23 protein-coding genes and 1 pseudogene are annotated in these 22,229 nt (G+C 47.4%); 14 read left to right on the top strand and 10 right to left on the bottom strand.

From position 1 onward, the window contains the following. The 6 genes and pseudogenes from COW15_RS08035 to pyrC form a co-directional block, all read right to left on the bottom strand. Positions 1-248: pseudogene (locus tag COW15_RS08035) on the bottom strand (hypothetical protein); the annotation flags it as partial. A 5-nt stretch (positions 249-253) separates the two neighbouring features. Continuing rightward, positions 254-1,072, bottom strand: a complete 819-nt coding sequence (locus COW15_RS08040) for a hypothetical protein (RefSeq protein ID WP_293631633.1) — start codon at positions 1,070-1,072, stop codon at positions 254-256. A 65-nt stretch (positions 1,073-1,137) separates the two neighbouring features. Beyond that, positions 1,138-2,313 (bottom strand): hypothetical protein, encoded by a 1,176-nt coding sequence (locus COW15_RS08045; RefSeq protein WP_293631635.1) that lies wholly within the window; start codon positions 2,311-2,313, stop codon positions 1,138-1,140. 360 nt (positions 2,314-2,673) lie between these two features. Next, on the bottom strand, positions 2,674-3,042 hold the full coding sequence (locus tag COW15_RS08050; RefSeq protein ID WP_293631637.1) for a nuclear transport factor 2 family protein: 369 nt from the start codon (positions 3,040-3,042) through the stop codon (positions 2,674-2,676). A gap of 136 nt (positions 3,043-3,178) precedes the next feature. Beyond that, complete coding sequence (locus tag COW15_RS08055; RefSeq protein ID WP_293631639.1) at positions 3,179-4,225, bottom strand: hypothetical protein; 1,047 nt, start codon at positions 4,223-4,225, stop codon at positions 3,179-3,181. Between the two features lie 139 nt (positions 4,226-4,364). Then, positions 4,365-5,396 (bottom strand): dihydroorotase, encoded by a 1,032-nt coding sequence (pyrC, locus tag COW15_RS08060; RefSeq protein WP_293631641.1) that lies wholly within the window; start codon positions 5,394-5,396, stop codon positions 4,365-4,367. Between the two features lie 334 nt (positions 5,397-5,730). On the opposite strand from pyrC, the gene COW15_RS08065 reads away from it, so the two are divergent. From COW15_RS08065 to COW15_RS08110, 10 genes are all read left to right on the top strand, one after another. Next, positions 5,731-6,993, top strand: coding sequence for an HlyD family efflux transporter periplasmic adaptor subunit (locus tag COW15_RS08065; protein ID WP_293631643.1), 1,263 nt, complete (start codon positions 5,731-5,733; stop codon positions 6,991-6,993). An 82-nt stretch (positions 6,994-7,075) separates the two neighbouring features. Continuing rightward, entirely contained in the window at positions 7,076-7,339 is a 264-nt protein-coding gene (locus tag COW15_RS08070; RefSeq protein WP_293631645.1) for a hypothetical protein, read from the top strand. Positions 7,340-7,416: 77 nt separating this feature from the next. Then, positions 7,417-8,157, top strand: coding sequence for an ABC transporter ATP-binding protein (locus COW15_RS08075; protein ID WP_293631646.1), 741 nt, complete (start codon positions 7,417-7,419; stop codon positions 8,155-8,157). A gap of 11 nt (positions 8,158-8,168) precedes the next feature. After that, positions 8,169-9,479, top strand: coding sequence for an ABC transporter permease (locus tag COW15_RS08080; RefSeq protein ID WP_293631647.1), 1,311 nt, complete (start codon positions 8,169-8,171; stop codon positions 9,477-9,479). A gap of 10 nt (positions 9,480-9,489) precedes the next feature. Then, positions 9,490-10,689 (top strand): FtsX-like permease family protein, encoded by a 1,200-nt coding sequence (locus tag COW15_RS08085; protein WP_293631648.1) that lies wholly within the window; start codon positions 9,490-9,492, stop codon positions 10,687-10,689. Between the two features lie 124 nt (positions 10,690-10,813). After that, a complete protein-coding gene (locus COW15_RS08090; protein ID WP_293631649.1) occupies positions 10,814-12,295 on the top strand; it encodes a sigma-54 dependent transcriptional regulator in 1,482 nt (493 codons plus the stop codon). Positions 12,296-12,346: 51 nt separating this feature from the next. Then, a complete protein-coding gene (locus COW15_RS08095; protein WP_293631650.1) occupies positions 12,347-14,035 on the top strand; it encodes an ATP-binding protein in 1,689 nt (562 codons plus the stop codon). A gap of 258 nt (positions 14,036-14,293) precedes the next feature. Further along, the gene (locus tag COW15_RS08100) at positions 14,294-14,704 is read left to right on the top strand and encodes a curli production assembly/transport protein CsgE (protein ID WP_293631652.1); all 411 of its coding nucleotides are present in this window, start codon (positions 14,294-14,296) and stop codon (positions 14,702-14,704) included. Between the two features lie 10 nt (positions 14,705-14,714). Continuing rightward, positions 14,715-15,110 (top strand): curli assembly protein CsgF, encoded by a 396-nt coding sequence (locus tag COW15_RS08105; protein ID WP_293631654.1) that lies wholly within the window; start codon positions 14,715-14,717, stop codon positions 15,108-15,110. After that, a complete protein-coding gene (locus COW15_RS08110) occupies positions 15,110-15,916 on the top strand; it encodes a CsgG/HfaB family protein (protein WP_293631656.1) in 807 nt (268 codons plus the stop codon). The genes COW15_RS08105 and COW15_RS08110 overlap by 1 nt, the downstream gene beginning before the upstream one ends. Positions 15,917-16,074: 158 nt before the next feature. Here the strand turns inward: COW15_RS08110 and COW15_RS08115 are convergent, their stop codons facing one another. Both COW15_RS08115 and COW15_RS08120 read right to left on the bottom strand, forming a co-directional pair. Further along, complete coding sequence (locus tag COW15_RS08115; RefSeq protein ID WP_293631658.1) at positions 16,075-16,683, bottom strand: TetR/AcrR family transcriptional regulator; 609 nt, start codon at positions 16,681-16,683, stop codon at positions 16,075-16,077. Positions 16,684-16,883: 200 nt separating this feature from the next. Then, positions 16,884-18,308 carry a coniferyl aldehyde dehydrogenase gene (locus COW15_RS08120; protein ID WP_293631660.1) on the bottom strand — a complete coding sequence of 475 codons (1,425 nt, stop codon included), beginning with the start codon at positions 18,306-18,308 and terminating at the stop codon, positions 16,884-16,886. Between the two features lie 216 nt (positions 18,309-18,524). Here COW15_RS08120 and COW15_RS08125 point away from each other — a divergent pair, with 216 nt between their 5' ends. The 3 genes from COW15_RS08125 (at position 18,525) to COW15_RS08135 (ending at position 20,045) form a co-directional block, all read left to right on the top strand. Next, positions 18,525-18,908, top strand: a complete 384-nt coding sequence (locus tag COW15_RS08125) for an STAS/SEC14 domain-containing protein (protein WP_007645249.1) — start codon at positions 18,525-18,527, stop codon at positions 18,906-18,908. A gap of 75 nt (positions 18,909-18,983) precedes the next feature. After that, the gene (locus tag COW15_RS08130) at positions 18,984-19,415 is read left to right on the top strand and encodes a universal stress protein (protein WP_007645251.1); all 432 of its coding nucleotides are present in this window, start codon (positions 18,984-18,986) and stop codon (positions 19,413-19,415) included. A gap of 192 nt (positions 19,416-19,607) precedes the next feature. Then, on the top strand, positions 19,608-20,045 hold the full coding sequence (locus tag COW15_RS08135) for a universal stress protein (protein ID WP_293631667.1): 438 nt from the start codon (positions 19,608-19,610) through the stop codon (positions 20,043-20,045). 16 nt (positions 20,046-20,061) lie between these two features. Here COW15_RS08135 and COW15_RS08140 read toward each other — a convergent pair whose 3' ends face one another. Both COW15_RS08140 and COW15_RS08145 read right to left on the bottom strand, forming a co-directional pair. Continuing rightward, positions 20,062-20,913, bottom strand: a complete 852-nt coding sequence (locus COW15_RS08140) for a transporter substrate-binding domain-containing protein (protein ID WP_293631668.1) — start codon at positions 20,911-20,913, stop codon at positions 20,062-20,064. Positions 20,914-21,042: 129 nt separating this feature from the next. Beyond that, entirely contained in the window at positions 21,043-21,594 is a 552-nt protein-coding gene (locus tag COW15_RS08145) for a DUF924 family protein (RefSeq protein ID WP_293631669.1), read from the bottom strand. A 311-nt stretch (positions 21,595-21,905) separates the two neighbouring features. On the opposite strand from COW15_RS08145, the gene COW15_RS08150 reads away from it, so the two are divergent. Continuing rightward, positions 21,906-22,229 carry a winged helix-turn-helix domain-containing protein gene (locus COW15_RS08150; protein ID WP_293631670.1) on the top strand — a complete coding sequence of 108 codons (324 nt, stop codon included), beginning with the start codon at positions 21,906-21,908 and terminating at the stop codon, positions 22,227-22,229.

The raw sequence follows: 22,229 nt of genomic DNA on the forward strand, positions 1-22,229 counted from the left end.
AAATACCAATAGGCCTCATGCAGAGGTATGTATTTTTGGTGGGCAATAAACCGATAATTATCTTCAAACCAATTCTCCTGCTCCAATGGATAGTTGACTATCTTGGCTCTTGGAGGCTTAGGCGGATTACACACTGGCAGCTGAAATGACAGTTTAAACTGCTCACCCAAGTAGTAACTTTCAGCATAGGTCCGATTAAAATCCGGGCCGCCGCGATAGCGGCGCAGTAATTTCAGGATCGCGTGCATAAAAGTTAGGGCGCCGCCAACAGGTTATCGCTCGCCGGCAGCTGTTCAAGCTTTTGCAGTTTAATCTGCTGCATCATAGGCTCGATAGCGGCTTCGGCATCCTTATACCAAGGTTTGGTATTGTCAGACATGTTGGTGGTGAGGGTAAATTTTGCCATCAGATACCAACCATCTTTAAGTAAAGTTGCATATCGATATTTGTGTACACCAACTTCATTTTCTAGGTAGAGTACCCAGTCAACCTGATTAAAGTTAAATACCTCATATTCGGTGATTTTGGGATAGCCGCGATTTCGCATCTTTTTGGAGATTAGCTCTTGTTTTTCCTCTTCTGTGAAGGGAGTCGCCCGTCTGGCCGAATGCGCTTCGACCTCATTGATAATTTTGGTATTCAAACCCGCGCCAGTTTCCTCATTGGGCTCGGCATTATAGTAACCATTATATTGATCCAATAGGGCCTGCCCCAGTTCCGCAGCATGCTTAGGAGAAGGCTGGTTTGGCGCTACTTTTCCCAGTATCAGATTTAAGCGTAAATCCCCCTGTTCACCGCGAAAAGGGGTTTGTACCAAGGGCCAGAAATACCAGTACACCTCATGAATAGATATATACTTTTGGTGCCATAACTGGGAGCTATTCTCCTCAAACCAATTGGCCTGTTCCAAGGGATAGTTGACTATCTTGGCTCTGGGGGGCTTGGGTGGATTACACACTGGCAGCTGAAATGACAGTTTAAACTGTTCACCCAAGTAGAAATTTTCAGTATAGGTCCGACTAAAATCCGGGCCACCGCGATAGCGGCGCAATAATTTACGTAATAGTGCCATACAGTATTAGTACCTTATGATAGTTGCCATGTTGCTGCCGTATCGATCCTCGGCTCATTGACCATCTAAGTGTGTTTTTCTATGTATTTCAAGACATCATTAGCACGCCTGTGATTTCCAGCAAAGCGCAACTGAGCATGATAGGACTCCAGGCCCAAGAAAGGCAGGGTATGAGGGCTGGTCGTCTCCGAGCCTAGGAAGGTTAAGCCCATAAACTTCAGACTGCGGGCCAGGCTGCTGGGCGAAAGATCATTGGTCCCCGCCAGATTTGGCACTATGTCGAAGGGGTTGCTGCGTTCATTGACGACAGTCACTCCCAATGCAGTCGCAGCTTGCTTTAATCTGGGTAACCAGGCCCCAGGCGAATGCACTGCAACTCGATGGCAAGTTAAGGCACCGGTATAGCTCTTGCGGTATTCCTCCAGGGCGGCACTGAAAATGATCGCCCCCTGACTATGCACCACCCACTTGGTTTTTTGGCCCTTCTGCTGCGTCTGCTGCAAAATAGCCGCTAGGTGCTGGGCATTCTGTGACTTGGTGCCTTGACGCTTATCGAACACACATTCGACCACATCGTAGAACATGCGATCAGTGGGATTGTGAAACAAGGTATAGGTCTTAAAATCATCCTCTGGGTAGGCGACATCTAAGTGAGTCCCCATCAACCAAGCCGCCTTCCTGAGACTATTTTGCATGCCATTGACCGCCGCATGCAGCGTTTTTACCTGCGGAGTGGGATCTGGCCTTCCCCAAGCCGCTTTCGACTCATCTAAGTCATCACTATCCCAAGCACCATTGAAATTCTTCGCCCCAGGAATTCTATTTATCTTGTAAAGCATATTTCTTTCTCGGCTATGTCGCGTCTTGGCACCCGTAACATCTTCATCGAAATAAATATCGTGGATGACGACTCGGCCGTTGGCGGCAATTTTATAGTCAATCAAATAATGATAGGACTGGAATTGATCTTTACTGCGCCACAGGCGTTTAAAGGGGAGCTTGCTGTGTTTGATTGAACTGCAACTGTTGGGATTGTTACAGACATGGGCTATCTCTTTCACGACTTTACGCTGATCGAAGTGATTGAGATTCGCCAGCATGGCCAAAGCTTGTTGGGTAATAAAAATGCGGGCGGTTTTTAAACTGATGGTGTCACAAACTATGCCATATGCCTGCGCGGTTTCGGCATCTAAGCCAATGTAATCGAATGCGGTTGTTTTCCCTGAATGCTTCCAAGCCATAGTGATTTATTCCATATAATCCATGAAGCGCAATATGTTAATCAAACATTTTCTATAAATCCAACTTAATTTAACTTTTTATCGTCAATGAAAAATCCAGAGAAAAACTAAGATAAAAGACAGGGTAAGTACAAGTTTTTATTCTCATATTGTCGCCGTCGCCGACCTATATCGACATATATGGTCTGCTCAACAATCTCGCCGAATTTAGTCGAGCATAAATGCATCGGGATCCGCGAGCGCGATCAAAACCATAGAGTGTGGCGATTGAAAAGTGCGGCTGGCATAGCCTCGGTTGATTTAGCGGCTTCCTTGATGACCAACAATGGCGCCTACAAGGCCACGGTATCATGCTGCGCTTTATCTGGGACTTACAACAAAACTCCACATGGTGTGAATTAACCCATCAGACACCTCAAACACTGCCATCACCTCAAAGGGGTCATCCTTAATCCCGCTGATGCGTTCGTGGTCGACAACTTTATTGCCCACCACCATACGGCTAAGGATCTCGGCATGCAGATGGGGTAGGTTAAAGCGTTCATTTTGATAAAAATCGCGAAAGGCGGCCTTGCCTTGGATAACGGGTTCTGTGGCGGGTGGGCGATAGATGCAGACATCTTCGCTAAATAGCGACACAAAGCTTGCCAAATCATGTCGGTTATAGGCTTCAAGCTGGGCTTGAACCAACGCTACGGGTGTCGATATTTTTGGAGTTAAGTCGCTCAAGATGATTCCTTGCTTAAATAAGATTAGTTCGATAATGAGTCACTGTTCTTGTGAGGGAAAGGGCGCTTGCCGTTGCTATCACGACCATCACTATGGCAGCGTTCTTTCCCCCTAGATTTTTTCTCGGGTTAGTAAACTATTCCAATAACTTAAGCTGTGTTTGTCCCCATTGGGTGGCAAAGGGCATTGCCTCCTGCGGACTCAGGACAAACTCTTGTTCGCATCCATCGCCGCGGGGCGTTTCCCAGAATTTGATGGTCTTTGCCTCAAGGGTGAGCTGATAATATCCCGAGCCGTCTGATGAGGTACATTCAGGATCTAACTCTTTACCTGCAAAAAATTTTTCCCTTAATGCTGGGGGTAAAGGATGACTCATACTATCGAGTATGCTTTGTGGCTGAGTATCGGCGAGAAACCATTGCCACGGGTGGAAAGGTTTGCCATCGGTAAGGGAGAAACTGACAAACTCTTGATTAATGCCATTAGCGCCATAGCCTGCCGCCCAGCGATATAAGCGCACACTGAGCCAATGCTGATTTATAAAAATTGGCTCGGCAAAGGTTTCGTCCGTCACAAAACTGCCCATTTGTGCCAGCATTCTGCGGCGAGTGTCAAAGGTTTGTGCTAGTTGGGTCTTATCGGTGAGATTATGTTCAAGCCATTGATTAATAGCCAAAATACCCGTTTGCGGGCCCTTAAATTCAATTCCCGCATCTGTGCCAAATGTCAGCGGGCGATACTCGATATTTTCGTAGCTTTGCCATTTCCCTCGGCTGAGTTTTGGCCTTGTTTCTAGTGGCAGGTTATAGGCATCGGCGCCACAATCCTCTACATCATCTGGACTGGTTTCTCGCTCAAGTTGCACGGGTAATGCCTTACTCGCGGTATCTTTAAACCAATGGCCGCTCAGCTTTTGTGGCGTGACGGTATCAAACTGCCAGTTTCCCGTATTGCCTTCTTCTTTCCACAGTCCATCTTGAAACTCGAGTTTTATCGGCGTTAAGTAGCGTTGATAATAATAACTGCCTGTTCCATATTGATTAAAGCAGACTCTGACTTTGCTTTTGCCTAATTGTCCCTGCCAGATCCCAGTCAGTTCATTGGCCGCAAAGGTCGGTAAGGGGAGCGTAGAAGCAAGTAATAGGCTTGAAGATAACACCGAGAATAACTTCCTTGTGGGCATACTGATTTTCTCTTAAAAGGTCATGGGTTAGGGCAGTATTTTAAGCGAGAGACACTAGCCGATTGTGATTTAAAAATCAAAATGAATCTGGGGCATAAAAAAGTCGCCCGTAGGCGACTTGGCTTTAAAGACTTAAGGCTTATTTAACTTGCCAATCAATAACTTCGCCAGCACGAATCGGCACTACGTTAGTATCGCCCAGCGGGTAAGTCGCGGGGACATTCCATGGGGTTTTCACTAGCGTGATGGTATTGGTATTGCGTGGCAGATTGTAAAAATCTGGGCCGTTAAAGCTTGCGAATGCTTCGAGTTTATCCAGCGCATTCACCGACTCAAACGCTTCGGCATAGAGCTCAATGGCGGCGTGGGCCGTGTAGGAACCCGCGCAGCCACAGGCGGCTTCTTTCTTATCTTTGGCGTGGGGCGCCGAATCTGTGCCGAGGAAGAACTTTTTATTGCCACTTGCCGCAGCCGCCAATAACGCCTGCTGGTGGGTGTTGCGTTTTAAAATCGGCAGGCAGTAAAAATGTGGGCGAATACCGCCCGCCAGCATATGGTTGCGGTTATACAGCAGATGATGGGCCGTGATGGTTGCTGCCACATTATCAGAGGCTTGCGTGACAAAATCGACCGCATCTTTAGTGGTGATATGCTCAAGCACGATTTTAAGCTTTGGGAAATCGGCGACGATTTTGCTTAAGATATTTTCGATAAAGACGCGCTCGCGGTCGAAAATATCAATCGCTGAATCTGTGACTTCACCGTGCACTAAAAACAGCATGCCGACTTCTTGCATAGCTTCGAGGGCGGGGTAGATGTTCTTCAAATCGGTTACGCCGGAATCCGAGTTGGTCGTCGCGCCCGCAGGGTAGAGTTTAGCGGCGACAATTTTACCCGAGGCTTTGGCCTTGCGGATTTCATCAGGGCTCGTTTTGTCGGTTAAATACAACACCATCAAAGGCTCAAACTGTGAGCCCGCGGGCACCTGCGCTTTAATGCGGTCGTAATAGGCTAGCGCGGTTTCGGTATCGATAGCGGGTGGCACTAAGTTTGGCATCACGATAGCGCGGCCCATATAGCGGCTGATGTCGCGCACTGTATCTTTAAGCTGGGCGCCATCCCTTAAATGAATATGCCAGTCGTCTGGGCGAGTGATTGTGATTGTAGTCATAGGCTTTTCTTCTGATCGTTTTTGCTGCGAGGGTGGCGGGATCTTATGTGGCAGGGATTTTACTGTAAAGGGAAACTCGACGCTTTGGCGAATAAATCTAGTTCTAGGAACCGCTTTCCTCAATCGGACACTTTTTAGTAAACAGCCACGGACACTTTTGGGGTTAAGTCCCTGTGTCCGCGGACACTTTGCCGCTTAAAATATATTAATTCAAGTAAAAACATATGGTTAATGGATTTGGCATAGGCTTTGCTATTTTCATTGCATAGATTTCCAATAGTGTCCGCTTAATCTTGCAGGCACAGATGATCCAGACAGGGAAGCGAGTAACAGTATGATTAAAGATACCAGCGGCCAAGATACTATCCTTGTGCCATCGACCACTAAACGTCTCAAAGCCCCCATGATCATTACCGGCTGCACTTTATTGGTGAGTGCCTTAGTGTGGGCAAGTTTTGGTACCGATAACGTGAGTAAATCCTTAAATCGTAGCGATATCACTACCGCCACTCTCTATGTGGGAACCCTCACCCGTGATGTGGCGACCACAGGTAAAATTGTGGCGGCCAATGCGCCGATTTTGTATAGCACAGAGGAAGGCACAGTGACGCTGCTGAGTAATCCTGGCGACACAGTCAATAAGGGCGATGTGGTGGCTAAACTCGATAGCCCAAGACTTTCGAATCAGTTAGAGCAGGCCAAGTCAGTATTAGCCAGCATGGAGAGTGCCTTAGAGCGCGCTAAGTTGGATGCCAGACGTGACCAGTTGCAGGCGTATCAAACCTTAGATATGGCAACGGTCGACCTCGAGGCTGCCGACAGGGAGAGCCGCCGCGGTGAGCTGCTTATTCAGAGTCAGCTGATTGGTCAGATTGACTATGAGAAGGGCAAAGATGATTTACACAAGGCTAAGCTGAAGTTTGCCCATGCCCAGCAGGAAGTGGCACTCACCAAAGACACGCTTACCTTTGAAATCAAAAACAAAGCGTTAGAAGTCGAACGTCAAAGTCTTGCGGTGCAAGAACTCGAACGTCAGGTCGACGCCCTGAATATCAAGGCACCCGTTGCTGGCATTATCGGCAATTGGCTCACCGAACAAAAAACGCGTTTGAGCGCCAACCAACCAATTCTAACCGTCGTCGATTTAAGTGCCTATGAGGCCGAACTTGCCGTGCCTGAGTCCTATGCCGACGATTTGGGTTTAGGCATGGAAGTCGAGCTGAGTTTCGGCAGTGTGAAGTTAATGGGTCAGTTATCGTCCATTTCCCCCGAAGTGCGTAATCGTGAAGTGACCGCTAGGGTGCAGTTTGATCAAAGCGACAGCTTGAAACTGCGTCAGAACCAACGTATCTCGGCCCGGGTATTGTTAGAGCACAGGCCCAATGTGTTGATGGTAAAACGTGGCGACTTTATGACCAGCGGCGGTGGCAATGAGGTTTACCAAATTGAGGGCGACTTAGCCAGTCGCCGCACAATCAAACTTGGCAGCACTAGCCTGAGCCAAGTCGAAGTGCTCGATGGCGGCAAAGCCGGCGATGAGTGGGTCATTTCAAGCACTAACCCCTTCAATAACGCCGAACAGGTCAGAATCCATTGATAACCGACCCAGCCAACACCCAATTAAAGGATTTAACACCGCAGTTGGCGAGCAATACTGCGATAGGAAATAGGAGCTAGATATGCGCAATAAAGACTTTGATATTCGCGAGTTGATGTCATCAAAAATGTGCGGCGTGTTGGCCTTAGTGTTACTCGTGATAGCGGTAGAACTCGGTATCGGTGAGGCCAATAGCTGGTTTTTCCTTGGACTCAATTTGTTGGAATGGACCAATCCTTTGGATGAGGTTCACCAAGTGGGTGAGGTTTCACTCGAGAGCGCCGACCTGATATTGGGCGCTTTTGTGTGGCTTTTAGAGTCTGTCGTTGAGCCATTTTTCGGCTGATCCTGCTGCTATGCATAGAGCCGTTTAGGCATAGAGTTAGGGCGTAAAATTGATATGATTATTTTAAGGAAATTAGCATGTTATCTATGAAGAGTGTGAGTAAGGTTTTTAAAACGGATTTAGTCGAAACCCACGCCCTGCGCGATTTTAACCTCGAAGTGAATGAAGGTGAATTTGTCGCGGTAACGGGTCCTTCTGGCTCGGGTAAAACGACTTTTTTAAATATCGCAGGTTTACTCGAAGGCTTTACCCACGGTGATTATTTTCTCGATGGCATTAATGTCTCTAACCTGAGCGATAACAAGAGCGCCACTATCCGTAACGAGAAAATTGGCTTTATCTTCCAAGGTTTTAACTTAATTCCTGACCTCAACTTGGCGGAAAATATTGAAGTGCCGCTGCGCTACCGTGGTTTTAATGCTAAGGAGCGTCAACGCCGGGTTGAGCAGGCATTAGAACAAGTGGGCTTAGCCTCACGCCTTAAGCATTTTCCGACTCAGCTATCGGGTGGACAGCAACAAAGGGTGGCGATTGCCCGTGCATTGGCGGGTGAGCCGCGCTTCCTGCTTGCCGACGAACCTACGGGAAACCTCGACAGCTTAATGGCGCGTCAAGTGATGGAATTACTTGAAAATATCAACCAAGCGGGCACGACTATTATTATGGTCACCCATGACCCAGAACTGGCTCGCCGCGCACAGCGCAATATTCAAATTGTCGACGGCCAAGTGTGTGATTTTACTATGTACCAGCCCCGTGGCAGCGCGCAAATTGCGACGACAGAGCCACTAGACAAACTTGTCGCCAACGCTGACTAAGGATACGCATTATGTTTTTTTACTATGTTGATTTAGCCTGGCGCAGCATTAAGAAAACCCCAGTGCTGTCGCTGTTGATGGTGTTGGCGATTTCGATTGGTATTGGTATCACTATCACTACGTTAAACGTGTACAAGATGATGTCGTTTAACCCTGCGGCTGAGCGTTCCGATGAGTTAAATGCGGTACAGCTTTGGAGTCAAGGCCCCGATTCTTGGGATGAATTTCATTCGTTAGTGACTTACCAAGACGCGATGAATTTACGCAACAATACCTTACCCAAACGCCAAGCCGTGATGTTTCGTTCTGGGATGGCAGTGCAAACAGACGATGTCAATTTTGTACCTATTTTACAAAGCATTCGAGTAACGGATAGCGACTTTTTTAAGATGTTTGACGTGCCATTTTTATACGGCAACGTGTGGGATAAATCCGTCGACACTGAGCCTGCTTATCAAGTGGTGATTAACGATAAACTCAATCAAAAACTGTTTGCGGGGCAAAACAGTGTCGGCAAGGTTATCTATCTTAATCGCAAGCCTTATCAAGTCGTTGGGGTGATTAAAGCCTGGAATCCCGAGCCTAAATATTACGATCCCACTAACGGTGCCTTTAACGAGTCGGAACAAATTTTTGTGCCGTTTTCGCTAACACCTATCGAAGAGTTTGATGTGTGGGGTAATACGTCGGGTTGGAAGTTTGAGTCGACGAATAGTTACAGCGATCGCCTTAACTCTGAAAAAGTGTGGTTGCTGTATTGGGTTGATTTGCCAAATAAAGACGCAGTAGCCAGTTACCGTACTTGGCTGAGCAATTATGTCGGTGAGCAGAAAGCCCTAGGGCGTTTTACGGATAATAAATCCGCCGCTGACTCGGTCAAAGTCTCCGATGTGGCGACTTGGCTTGAATACAATCATGTGGTGCCCGAAGACAATAAAATCTTGGTCGGTTTGAGTATGCTGTTTTTAAGTGTTTGTTTAGTCAATATATTAGGTTTGATGCTGACTAAGTTCCTCAAGCGCGCACCCGAAGTGGGAGTTCGCCGCGCCATTGGTGCTAGCCGTGGCCAAATCTTCGCTCAATATATGGTGGAAGTGGGCATGATTGGCTTGTTGGGTGGCTTACTGGGACTGGCTTGGGCCTACGCCTCACTCTACGGCTTATCGGCTCAGTTTGATGTTGCCAAGGGCTTAACCCATTTATCGCCAAGTATGTGGATTATCACCCCGAGTATTGCGGTTGGCACAGCCTTGTTGGCTGGCTTATATCCAGCGTGGGTAGTGTGTCGTACTAAACCTAGCGTTTATCTGAAAAGTCAGTAAGGGACGAATTATGTTGCATATTAAACCTATTTTTAGCAGTTTATTGCGCAGTAAAAGCGGCCCAATCCTACTGCTTATTCAGATTGTTTTATCCGTGGCGATAGTGGCGAACGCGAGCTTTATTATCCAAGAGCGTTTAGCCCTGATGCAGCGTGATTCGGGGATTAAAGAGTCAGAAGTCTTAACCCTTAGCTTGTACAATTTCGATTCTTCGATTGATAAAACAGCGCAGAACAAAATTGATCAGCAAATTTTACGGGGTTTACCCAATGTGATTGCTGCGACCTCAACCAATATGCTGCCTTTGAGCGGTGGCGGCTGGTCGAGCACTTTAAATCTGGGCCCAGATCCGGATAGCGCTAAATCGACACCGCAATTTGCCATGTATTTAGGGACAGATCACACCATTGAGACCTTAGGCCTTAAGCTGATTGAGGGGCGTAACTTTTATCCCCATGAGCTTAAAGATAATCTCGATAGCCCGAGTCGATTAGCCATCATCTCCAGCGCGTTAGCGAAGGCCGTTTGGCCCGATGAATCGGCACTGGGCAAAGTGTTGTACGAGGGTAAAGATGCGCAGATCACTGTGATTGGGGTCGTCGATAAACTGCAAGGCGCGTGGATTGACAGTGCTGAGCTTGAAAACAGCATTATCCAAAATGTGGATTATGGTGGCAGTTCGTATATGGTGCGCGCTAAACCTGAGCACCACGCCGAGCTGAAAACCTTGATAACGGCGGCGCTATTGGCTGAAAATCCTAATCGAGTGCTGGATCGATTTAAGTCAATCGAGGTCTTAAAGGAGAGTTCCTACCGTGACCATCAACTGATGATCACAGTGTTGACTATGATGGTGGTGTTGCTGCTACTTATTACCTCCCTCGGTTTAACGGGCATGGTGATGTTCAATATCCAGCGCCGTACTAAGCAGATAGGCACCCGCCGGGCACTGGGTGCCAAAAAGCGCGATATTGTCAGTTACTTTCTCGTAGAGAATTATCTGATCTGCTTAGCGGGAGGCGTGCTGGGCGGCTTGTTAGCGATACAGCTAGGGCAACAGTTAATGAAAATCTATAGCTTACCTATGTTGGCGTTAAGCTATCCATTATTTACTGTGGCAGGTTTATTTGTGGTGACCACGCTGGCGGTTTACTTACCGGCGCGCAAGGCGGCAAATATTTCGCCAGCGACGGCAACCCGCAGCGTATAGCGGCATTTTGGATGTCACTCAAGCGAGGATGAAAGTAGGATAAAAGTGCGATAACAATAGGATGTTATTGCACTTTTTGTTACTTTACGGTTAACGGATTTTACTTAGGACAGAACGCATACTTATGGATACCATCCTTATCGTCGATGACAATCATGCCATCTGCCAAGCCCTAGCTTTGATGTTAGAGCTTAATGATTATCGGGTGCTGATTTGCCATAGTCCAGAAGACGCCCTTAGGTTATTGACGACGCAAGATGTGGATCTAGTGATCCAAGATATGAACTTTACTCGGGATACCACTTCGGGTGAGGAGGGGCGGCAGCTGTTTTATGCCCTGCGCGAACGCCAAGGGGATCTGCCGATCATTTTGATGACGGCCTGGACCCAGCTTGAAACCGCAGTTGAATTAGTCAAAGCGGGTGCCGCCGATTATATGGGCAAGCCTTGGGATGATGCTAAGTTACTCAATAGCATAACAAACCTGATTGCGCTGTATAAACTCTCCCGTGCTAACCATCGTTTGGAACGGGTTAATCATCAACGCCAAGTGGCGATTGCCGATGCGGATCTCTGCGGGATTGTCTTTGGTAGCGGTGCTATGCAGCGTTGTATTGATTTAGCCCTGCAACTGGCGCGCTCCGATGTGTCGGTATTGATCACTGGCCCCAATGGTGCGGGCAAAGATAAACTCGCCGATATTCTCCACGCCAATTCGCCCTTAAAAAACAAACCCTTTATCAAGGTCAATGTCGGCGCCTTGCCGATGGATTTGTTAGAGGCAGAGTTGTTTGGGGCCGAGGCGGGGGCTTTTACCGGCGCAACTAAGGCGCGTATTGGCCGGTTTGAAGCGGCAGACGGCGGCACACTGTTTTTAGATGAAATAGGCAACTTACCCTTATCTGGCCAAGTGAAATTATTGCGGGTGCTACAAACCGGCGAGTTTGAGCGCTTAGGTAGCCATAAAACCCAAAAGGTGAAGGTGAGAGTCATCAGCGCGACCAATGCCGACTTAGCCCAAGATATCGCCGAAGGGCGTTTTCGTGAGGATTTATTCTACCGCTTAAATGTGATTGAGCTGGCATTGCCGCCGCTCAATCAACGCACCGATGATATCTTGCCCTTAGTACAACATTTTGTTGGGACTAAGTTTAGCCTGAGTAAACCCGCACAGCAGGCGCTGTTGCAGCATCGCTGGCCGGGCAATGTGCGTGAGCTTGAAAATGCCTGTAAGCGAGCCGTCTTGTTGGCGCAAAGCCATGTGTTGACTGAAACTGACTTTGGCTTGGCAACCGTTGTGAGCGCCGCAAGATCGGCGACGTCCCATATTATGGCTAGATCTGAGCCGCGACATTTAGAACAAGGACAGTTTGTTCCTCAGCCCGTTTATGCATCGGCTTCGATTCCCGCTAATGCCACATTTTCTGATGACGCTGCCCGCGGCCAAGCACTATCTATCAATGAGGCGATAGAGGTGAGCCGCGAAGATATCGAAGCGGCGCTAAAACAGCACCATGGCGTGATTGCCAGAGTTGCAAAAGCGCTCGGGCTCAGTCGCCAGGCGCTGTATCGACGCATGGATAAGTTTGGGTTAGATAAGTCATAGGCTAAGCGCTGATGCTAGGTATAAGTAAGGGCGATCGATTAAGGAATTTAAGTGTTAATTCGAACTAAACTTATCATTTATTCAATGGCTTGCTGCGCCTTTGGCATCTTGCTCAGCTTTGCCTTGGTGAAATATATCTCACCCAAGGCATCGGTTGCCTCTACGCCTAGCGCGATTGAAATCCCCGATGTGAATGTGCAACTCGACTTTGCAGAGCTGGAAAAAACCGCCGCTTCCATCGAGCTTGCCCTTAAAAATACCGAACAACTGCAGCTGGCGGCAGCGATGCAAGCGCGCCAGAGGGCCGAGCAGATTAAGGCTGAACTGCAAAAGCTTGAACAACTTAAACAAGAACAATTGCAGATAAAACTCTTCAAGTTAGAACAGCTTAAAGAAGGGCAGTTTAATTCTATCCCCCATATTGTCGAGCCCTTACGTGTAGAGCCGCTATCCATTTTACCGCCTAAGGCCCCCGTATCTACGGTAGCGCCCGCCGAGATCCCACAGGACAAGCGTGTCTCGAGTTTGACCTTAGGGGAAGGTGTGATTGTGTTACTGCTCGCCTGCGGTATTTGTGGCCTCAGTATCGCTTGGTTAACGCGGCATATTGGTCGCAGTTTGGACTCACTCGAAATAGGTCTACTGAACTTTAGTGATAATGATTTTAGCGTGAGTATTCCAGAGCATGGTGAAGGCCAGCTCAACACCTTAGCCCGGTTATTTAATCATTCTGCGGCAAAATTGCGCCAGGAAAGGCAATACATTTACCAGCGGGAGTTATTGCTCGATAAAGTGATCCAAAGCTCCCCCAATGTGATGTTATTACTCAACGATCATCAAAAGTTGATTTACGCTAACGATGCGGCGCGCCACCTATTTCATATCAAAGGGAAAATGGAGGGGTTAAGTTTAGACGAGTTGCTGGTGGATTTACCCGAGGAACTCGCCTTAGCGCTGAAGCATGAAAAGAACGGCCTCTTTGCCATGGGTGAAGATGATGTGGAAACCTGGTATCTGAGTCGTGGTCAATTTTTACTGAATAACCAACAGCATAACTTAATCCTGCTCAAACAGATGACCCGAGAACTCAATCGCCAAGAGGTGGCCGTGTGGAAGAAAGTGATCCGCATTATTAGCCATGAACTCAATAATTCGGTGGCGCCCATCGCTTCTATGGTGAATTCGGGGCGGCTGCTTACCAAAGAGATGGACAACCCTAAGCTCAAGCTGATTTTCGATACGATTGAGAATCGCACCAATCATTTAAGTCAGTTTATTTTCAATTATGCGCGCTTCGCTAAGCTGCCATTACCCCAACGCGGTCGTGTGAATTGGGTGCAATTTACTAGCCAATTAACCCAGCATTATCCCTTTAAACTCACCCATGCTTTACCCGAAGAAGATGGCTATTTCGATCGGGGACAGTTGGAGCAAGTGCTATTAAATTTGCTGAAAAATGCCCATGAATCGGGTTCAAACCCCGAAGACGTCAGCCTGTCGATCCGGCAGCAAACCTTAGTGGATGGTGTAGGTTTTAGTATTAAGATTGAGGATCGTGGTACTGGCATGTCAGGTGAAGTGTTAGAGCAGGCGCTATTGCCATTTTACTCGACAAAACAATCGGGTACTGGATTAGGCTTACCCCTGTGCCGAGAGATTATCGAGGCCCACGATGGCAGTATTAGCATGCATAACCGCAGCGGTGGTGGGCTGTCAGTGCAGTTATGGCTGCCACAATAATCCGGCCGCAATATCCGAGTGCCTATCTATCCATTCGTTAAGGCATAACAGCCTAGCGAACACCTCTTAGCGTATTACCCAAATGGGCTATTTTGGCCTTTTTATCTTAGCTCTTTGGGCTAATTTGCCCCTAGGCATAATGACTAAGGATCTTTAACCCTGTTAACCTGCGCTATCGAAAATGTGTGCAGGGATTGAGCCGTTTCTCCTAGCCTTCATTTTCAAATTAGGATGACCCAGGGTTAAAGGGAGGGGCAAGTGAAATCCTTAAAACAGTGTTTACTGATCTGCATTTTATGCCCATTCCTGCAGTTGGCCTCTCCTAGCTCTTTTGCCGATAACGACATTGAAATTAGTGGTTTAGTGATAGACCGAACCTTGACTCGATTCGGTAAAGACTTTGGTTTTTATTACTCGAGTTATTGGCGTGATTTACCTTTTACTCAGGGCTTTAACGTGACTTTGTATGAGACTGTGTTTCCACAGGCGGGGACGGTTTTAACCTTAGAAGTGAACGGGACTCGGATCTACAGCACTCATTTTGGCCGCCGTGCAAACCCGATAAAAGAGAGTGCAGAGCAGGCGATTCTGCTGACGATTGATTATTTAGCGCAAGTGCGAGCCAATGCAATAACAGGTGATTTTTCAGGAACATCGGACGATTTCTAGGATAATAATAATGACTTACAGGACGTTACTTACCCTTGTCACACTCTGTGTGGTAGGCAGTGGTCAAGCCACTGAGTTGATTTACACCCCAGTGAATCCCAGTTTTGGCGGTAATCCATTGAATGGCGCCTTCCTACTGAATAAGGCCCAAGCACAGAATGATAATCAAGCCAGCTCGACCGAGAAGGACTTTGTCACCCGTTTTAAAGAATCCCTAGAACGTAATATTATCAACTCGATCACCCGCGGCGTTGCCGATGGTGAAATCACCGATGGGGTTTATGATACCGGTGATTTTCGTATCGAAGTCGCCTCAACGGGTAGTGGTGTGATGCTGACGATCACCAATCTCGAAACTGGGGAAGTTACAGTGATAGAAATGCCGACATTTGGAGGGGGAAACTAATGTTGCGCTTAGTGTTGATTGCCTCGCTGCTGTTAAGCATGTCGGCCTGTAGCTTGGTCCCCAAACCCGATCTCAATATCACCACCGCCGAGGTCAATCCGGTGAGCGAAGTTATGAGTGGACTGCAAACCCAGCCAGGCCCCAAATATCCAATTCCTGTGGCCGTGTATTCCTTTCGCGATCAAACCGGCCAATATAAGCCACAGGCGAATGTGAGTTCATTTTCCACCGCAGTGACTCAGGGCGCGACATCGATGTTGATCCAGACACTGCTCGATTCGAAATGGTTTACCCCAGTCGAGCGTGAAGGGCTGCAAAATTTACTCACAGAGCGCAAAATCAGCAACAAGCAGAGCGGTGCTAAGGCCGATGAAGTGCCTGTCTTATCTACCGCGAGATTATTGCTTGAAGGTGGGATTATCAGTTATGAGACTAACACCAGTACGGGCGGCGCCGGTGTTGAATACTACGGCATTGGCGCATCGGAAATGTACCGTGAGGATCTAGTGACTATCTACCTGCGGGCCGTGGATGTACACACGGGGAAAGTGATGATGTCAGTTTCAACCAGTAAGCGGGTTTTGTCCCAGGAAATGCGCGCAGGATTGTTCCGTTTTACCAGTTTAAACCGGCTCGCCGAGGCCGAAGTGGGGTTCACGACAAATGAACCCGTGCAGTTTTGTGTATTGCAAGCCATTGAACTGGCTGTCGCTGAGCTAATTGATAAGGGCATAAAGCAAGGCTACTGGAGCCCAACTCAAATGGCGCAGCCAGCAGAAAAAGCGCAGGAATTGAGTCAGAGTTAGCGAGCAAGAGTTCAGTCGGTTTTAGCGTTAATATTAATGATAAATATCAATAGCATAAAATAAAACTGAGCCAGTTAATTGGCTCGGTTTTTTTATGGGACAATTTCGGTTGCGGGGCTATCGATTGCAGTGCTATGGATTGCAGGGATATGGCGGTTTTAATCCGCTCCCATCGCTTTCCAGAAGAGTTCAAAACTGGCATCGCGGTACACAGGGTTGGCACCTAGGTGCGGGTTATCGATAAAAAAGCGCGTCGCCGCTAGGTATTGACCATGGCAATTTTCTAGCATTAGTTCAATGGGATAATAGGCGATTAACCCCATCAATTGCCCCTGTTTTATCAGTTCGCTAATAAAGCCAAGGATGCTATTCATCGCCTGATCGCGCACCTTAGCGGCAATCATGGGCGACATAGAATATTGTTGAAAAAACAGCTGTTTTACAGGGTTCTCCAGCGACCAATCAATGGCGCTTTGCCATAGCTGATGGGCATTGTGTTTCAGATCTTTGCTTGTGGGTGTGTTTAACAGCAAAGCATCGGCAAACTCTTGTTTTATCGTGAGGAATAGGCATTCCATTAGGGCTTCTTTGGTGGGGAAGTGATGGAACAGGGTTCCCGTTGCCACCCCCGCAAGTTTAGCGATGGATGCGGTCGATGTACCATGAAACCCTTGGCTGACAAAGAGCGTCAAGGCGGTATCGAGTATCGCCTGTCGCTTGTCCGTTATGGGTTTATTTATTTTTACTTTTAATGGGTTATCCGGCATTGGCTTTCTCTATATCGGCTGGTATTTATTCTTAAATAGCCGTTTCGAATTGTGGGTAACTTTATAGGTCGAGCAGGGTATCGCTAAGCTGGCCCTCTGCGCCATGGATGGCTCGGTGGAACCCTCAGGGAAGAGTTCATGGCGTGCCTGCGTGCGATACCCTGCGATGTAGCATACTTAGGATCAGTTATTTAGGTGGATTAACGCAGGAATATTTTCATCAGCATACGTTGGATAAAAGTGCCATAGGGCGGATGCACAAATTTACCCGTGTTGAAGCGGCCACGGCTGAGCACAGTTTTAGCATGGCTAAAGGTCAAGAAACCTTCCTTACCATGGTAATGCCCCATGCCCGATGGGCCGATACCGCCAAAGGGCGCGTCATCCGCCGCCACATGGAACACGGTTTCGTTAATACAAACGCCACCCGAGTGGGTCTGCATAAGGATTTTTTGCTGGCTTGGTTCATCGAAACTCATCACATAGAGTGCTAAGGGTCTTGCTCTCTGGTTGATATATTCAATCGCCTCGTCTAGCGAGTCATAACCGATAATGGGCAATAATGGGCCAAATATTTCCTCTTGCATCAATAGCATATCTTCGCTGGTGTGGGTTATTAGCTGAGTAGCGAGCTTGCGATTAGCACTGTCGATAGTTTCATCCGTCGCCGAGATAACACTGGCTCCCTTGGCCTTAGCGTCCTCTAGCACTGCCATAAGGCGGTCAAACTGACGTGCATTAATGATGCTGCCATAGTCCTTGTTGTGGTTAATTGCACCGTACATGGCCTTAAACTTAGCTTGGTAGGCGGCGATAAAGTCAGCCACCTTGGCTTTAGGGCACAGAACATAATCTGGGGCTACACAGATTTGGCCTGCATTCAAACACTTGCCATAAATCATTCGCTCTACTGCTACTTCCAGCTGCATATCGGGGGCGATAATGACTGGGGATTTTCCTCCGAGTTCGAGTGTCACTGGGGTGAGATTATTGGCTGCGGCGCGCATCACATGGCGACCGACTGTGGTGGAGCCGGTAAAGAGCAAATGATCGAAGGGCAGGGCTGAAAATTGTGCGGCCACATCGGCTTCACCTTCGACCACAGCCACATGGGATGTTTCAAACACCTCGGCCAGTAATTGCGTTATTACCTTATTGGTTGCCGGGGTAAATTCTGACAATTTAAGCATGGCACGGTTGCCCGCGGCGATGGCGGTGACGAGCGGGCCAATTGACAGCATAACGGGAAAGTTCCACGGCACAATAATGCCGACAACCCCCAGTGGCTGATAATGCACTGTTACCCGCGCTGGGGCGAGCAAGATCCCCGCATGACGCGCACTAGGTTTGAGCCATTTTTTGAGGTTTTTCAAACTGTAATTGATGTTGTTGATCACAGGCATAATATCAGAGATCAGGCTGTCATCTTGGGATCTATGGCCGTAGTCTTGGCTCAATGCGGTCACTAAAGGGACTTGATACTTTAATACCGCCGCTTTAAGTCGAGTTAATTGCCCATGGCGGGTGCCATAATCGGGATTGGGGTTGGCGAGGTAACTTAGGCGTTGGTGCTGGAGTAACGCTGTGAGCGGTGAAACGTTAGCAGGGTTGCTGGCCATATTCATTGTGGTTGCTCCAGATATAAATGGGTGTGATAGGCAAATAACATGCGCAATTTAACTGTGTATCAGTTCAATAGATAAACCGACTGATTAGTCGGTTTATCCTAGCTGGCTTAGTGAGTCAGTGCAAGCTATCTGATGCATTTATGAACAAGATCACAACTTAGCAGGGGCTTAGCTTCTACACTTATAGGATAATTTGTTAGACAAGGAGTATCTATGACATTGTTAAAACACGGAATTTCTATTGGTATCGAACGATATGGTGATGATGATTTTTTTGTCGCCTTTAAGGCCGTCGGAAAGTTAACCCATCAAGATTACGAGATGATGGTGCCAGTGCTCGAGTCCGCGCTGGAAGGTGTGAAAGACCCTGATATTTATGCCCTAGTGGATGTGACTGAACTCGATGGTTGGGAATTACAGGCCGCTTGGGATGATCTAAAATTAGGAGTGAAGCACGCTCGTCATTTTGAAAGAATTGCCATAGTCGGTAAGACGACCCTGCAGGAAGTCATGGCGAAATTGGCAAATTGGTTTACGCCCGCCGAGGTGAAGTTTTTTGTGGATAAAGGTGATGCGGTTGCTTGGTTAAAAGACTAGCGAGAGCCCTTTAACTGAGTCCCTTAATAGCAAACAACTCGGCATTCGATTAGCGTCATAGAAGGAGTCAAGATTATGCGTACAGGTCAAATACTCTGGCCCACAGATTTCTCTGAAACTGCGGCCCATGCTCTGCGATATGCCATTGAAATGGCAAACCTATATCACGTAGGGCTAAAAATTTTACACGTGGTAGAACAGCCTATGGGTGATGAAAATTTTATGATTCTATCTATCACCCCAGAGGAACTTGCTAAGAGTATGGAAGAGGCTGCCGCGACTAAGATGCAGGCTTTACTCGCGGGGTTAAAAACTGAACTACCAATTACAACTTTGATCCGTCGGGGTGATCCCGTCGAGCAAATTTTGGAGGAGGCGAAGGGAAAAGATGTTGGCATGGTGGTGATCGCGAGCCATGGTCGTACCGGGATCTCCCACTTTTTGCACACTAATGTTGCCGAAGCGGTAGCGAACAGTGCGGCCTGCCCAGTGCTCGTTGTTAAATAAAAGCGAGTTTATAGCATATATGTATAAGGGCGCTAAGGCGTCCTTTGTTTTTGATTACTAAAGAATAACTAATCGACATGCCCGAGAGGGAAACCTAGCTTACTGCGATAAAAAAGTGCTATTTTGATGCTGAATAGATAGGTTTTATTCCTGAGATTGGTCAACTGAAAAACTCAAACAATGGATATGATTATGCGTACTCAAGAAGTGCTATGCCCTACGGATTTTTCGTTAACTGCTGCCCATGCACTTAAATATGCTGTTGAAATGGCTAATTTTTATCAAGTGAATATCCGATTGCTGCATGTGACTAGCCCGTCTCGAAGCGCACATTTTTACGGGGTCGCTGTCGATACTCCTGCTACCTTAGAAGAGGCATTGGCGACTTTTGTCGAGACTAAAATGCACACATTGCAACAGGAAATGCAACGGGATTTAGCGGCTGGCTTAAGCATTAAAACCGTTATTCGCCATGGTGATGTGAGTGAGGCAATTTTGGCTGAATCCACCGATGTGGGTATGGTCGTGATTGCTAGCCATGGTTGCAGTGGTTTAGCCGATTTTCTCAAGCCCCATGTGAGCCAAGACATCATTAAACTGGCCAAATGCCCAGTACTGGTGATTAAATAGAGGGATTTATTCGCCCTTAGAGCGGGTCGTTTTTCAGGATGATATGATCCACTATAGTGCTAGACGCCTCGCTCTCTAGGGATAGAAGGCGTCGATACTTTTCCTGCAGCGCCGCTAACGTACCATCTCCCGTTATTTGTTTGAGGCCGACATTAAAATCATCCCGAATATGGGCATCTAAAAAGGCGAAGCGGTATTCAGTAGGTGGAAATATTTTATTGCATACAGCAACTTGCTTCATTTCTCTATCGGTCAGCTTTCCTTCAAGGTAGGCCTGTTTTAAATAGTATTTGAAGATATTTTTATCCATCACAACCACATCGGCCCTATGTTTCATCAACATATATACCTGTTGTATTTGCCGCGCCTGCTCTTGATAACTGCTATTGGCCTTAGCCATGCTGGAAAACTCCTCCCCTAGCATAAACGAGGCGCGCTGGAAGGCGACCACTTTCAGGTGGCGCAAGTCATCTATGCTATTAATATTAAAGTTTTTATTTTCAAGAGTGATGGCGCAGTTTTGGTAGGTGATGGCGACATCCGAGTAAAATACCTTATCGATCATGCCCTCTTTGATATTGATAATGCCATCGAGTTTCCCCTCCCTTAGCTCATGGAAAGTACGGGCAAGGGGGAGATATTGAATTGAGGCGTTATGTCCCTTGACGGCAAGTGCTTGATGGAGCAGTTCGAGTTCGAGTCCGCTGTTAGTCTCTTGGATCACATAGGGGGGAATTGAAAGACTCACTCCAATTTTAAGCTCGGTCGCTTGGCTAATTTGATAATTGAATAGGGCGAGTAACCCTATCAATTTGCAACAGTTAGGGGAAGTATTTGAGCAATTGGAGATGATTTTATTATGAAACATAAATGACTCAATCCTCCATTGGGCTCAGAAGCTGCTGTATTTGAGACTCGCTACACCATTTCCTGACTCACTTGAATAAGTGTAGCGCGTCTAGGCAAGTCTCAACTCAATTTATTCAAATATTCAGCATTAAAAGGATGAGCCTGGTTCAGTTAAAAAGGCTAGTTCGGCGGCAGTCGACTCTCTGCCTAAAATGCTATTCCTGTGGGGGTAACGGCCAAATCTATCGATAATGGCCTTATGGCGAAGTTCAAATTCGAGGTTAGCCTGCGCCGCTTCACGATTAAAAAGCTTTACTGCCACTTGGTGAATGGCCGCCGATTCACTGTGCATATAGGGCATAAAGAGAAAGGGAACCTGCTTCGGCTTGAGGGCTAAATCGGCCTGCTGGGCGACGGCTTCTTGGGCGAGCACTAAGGCGATGGCATCGGCTTCGAAGGCGGCAGGGGTATCGCGGTAAATATTACGTGAGAATTGATCTAGCACGATAATCTCGGCTAATCGCCCCTGTGGCGTTATACGCCAATGAGCGAGTTCGCCCCGTTTGGCTTGTTGCAGAACGCCTTCGAAACGCGCTTTGATCTGTGCATCAAAGTCGGCGTCTTTTATCCACCAATATTTGGCAGGGGTTTCTTCAAACCAAAAGCTAAGCACTTGATCTGCGGTGATTGTCTGGTTCATATTGGCATTCTTTCTACGCGGGAGACTTACCCTATGAATAACAGCGATTGGGGGGCGAATACAAGCTTTTGCTAAAATTTCCTCATTAAATAGTCGTTCCAAACTATCGACCGCTTTATCGGACGAGCAGGGCATCGCTAAGCGAACTCCCTGCGCCAAGGCTGAGCATCACACAGTGATTAGCTGTATGCATGGAGTGTATGCAAGGGTTATGGGGAAAAGGGCAACAATTTAATGCTGGCTATTGCCTTATTAGCTGAATATCAAGTAGTTTTAATACTAGTTCCCTTGGTTTTTTAATGAGTCATCCTATGCCACTTCCTCAGCCAGTTTCACAACAGGTTTCAAAGCAACATAAGGCGTTTTTACGTAAGCTCTATTTAGCGCATTTGATGGATGACGAACGCCATAATCTATTATCACTCAATAAGTTAACTGGTATGCCGCGGCGTACGTTACAGGATGCCATTGCGGCGTTTGAGGATATAGGTATCAGTGTCGAATTTGTGCAGGAGGGGAATCGTAATAATGCGGGCTACTACCGAGTGGTGACTTGGGGGCCGATCAGCAGTGCCTGGGTTGATACTCATGTGACGGATATTGCTGATTTGATTGGGATAACCGCCGCTAACTAA

Source organism: Shewanella sp. CG12_big_fil_rev_8_21_14_0_65_47_15, from assembly GCF_002783505.1.
GTDB lineage: Bacteria > Pseudomonadota > Gammaproteobacteria > Enterobacterales > Shewanellaceae > Shewanella.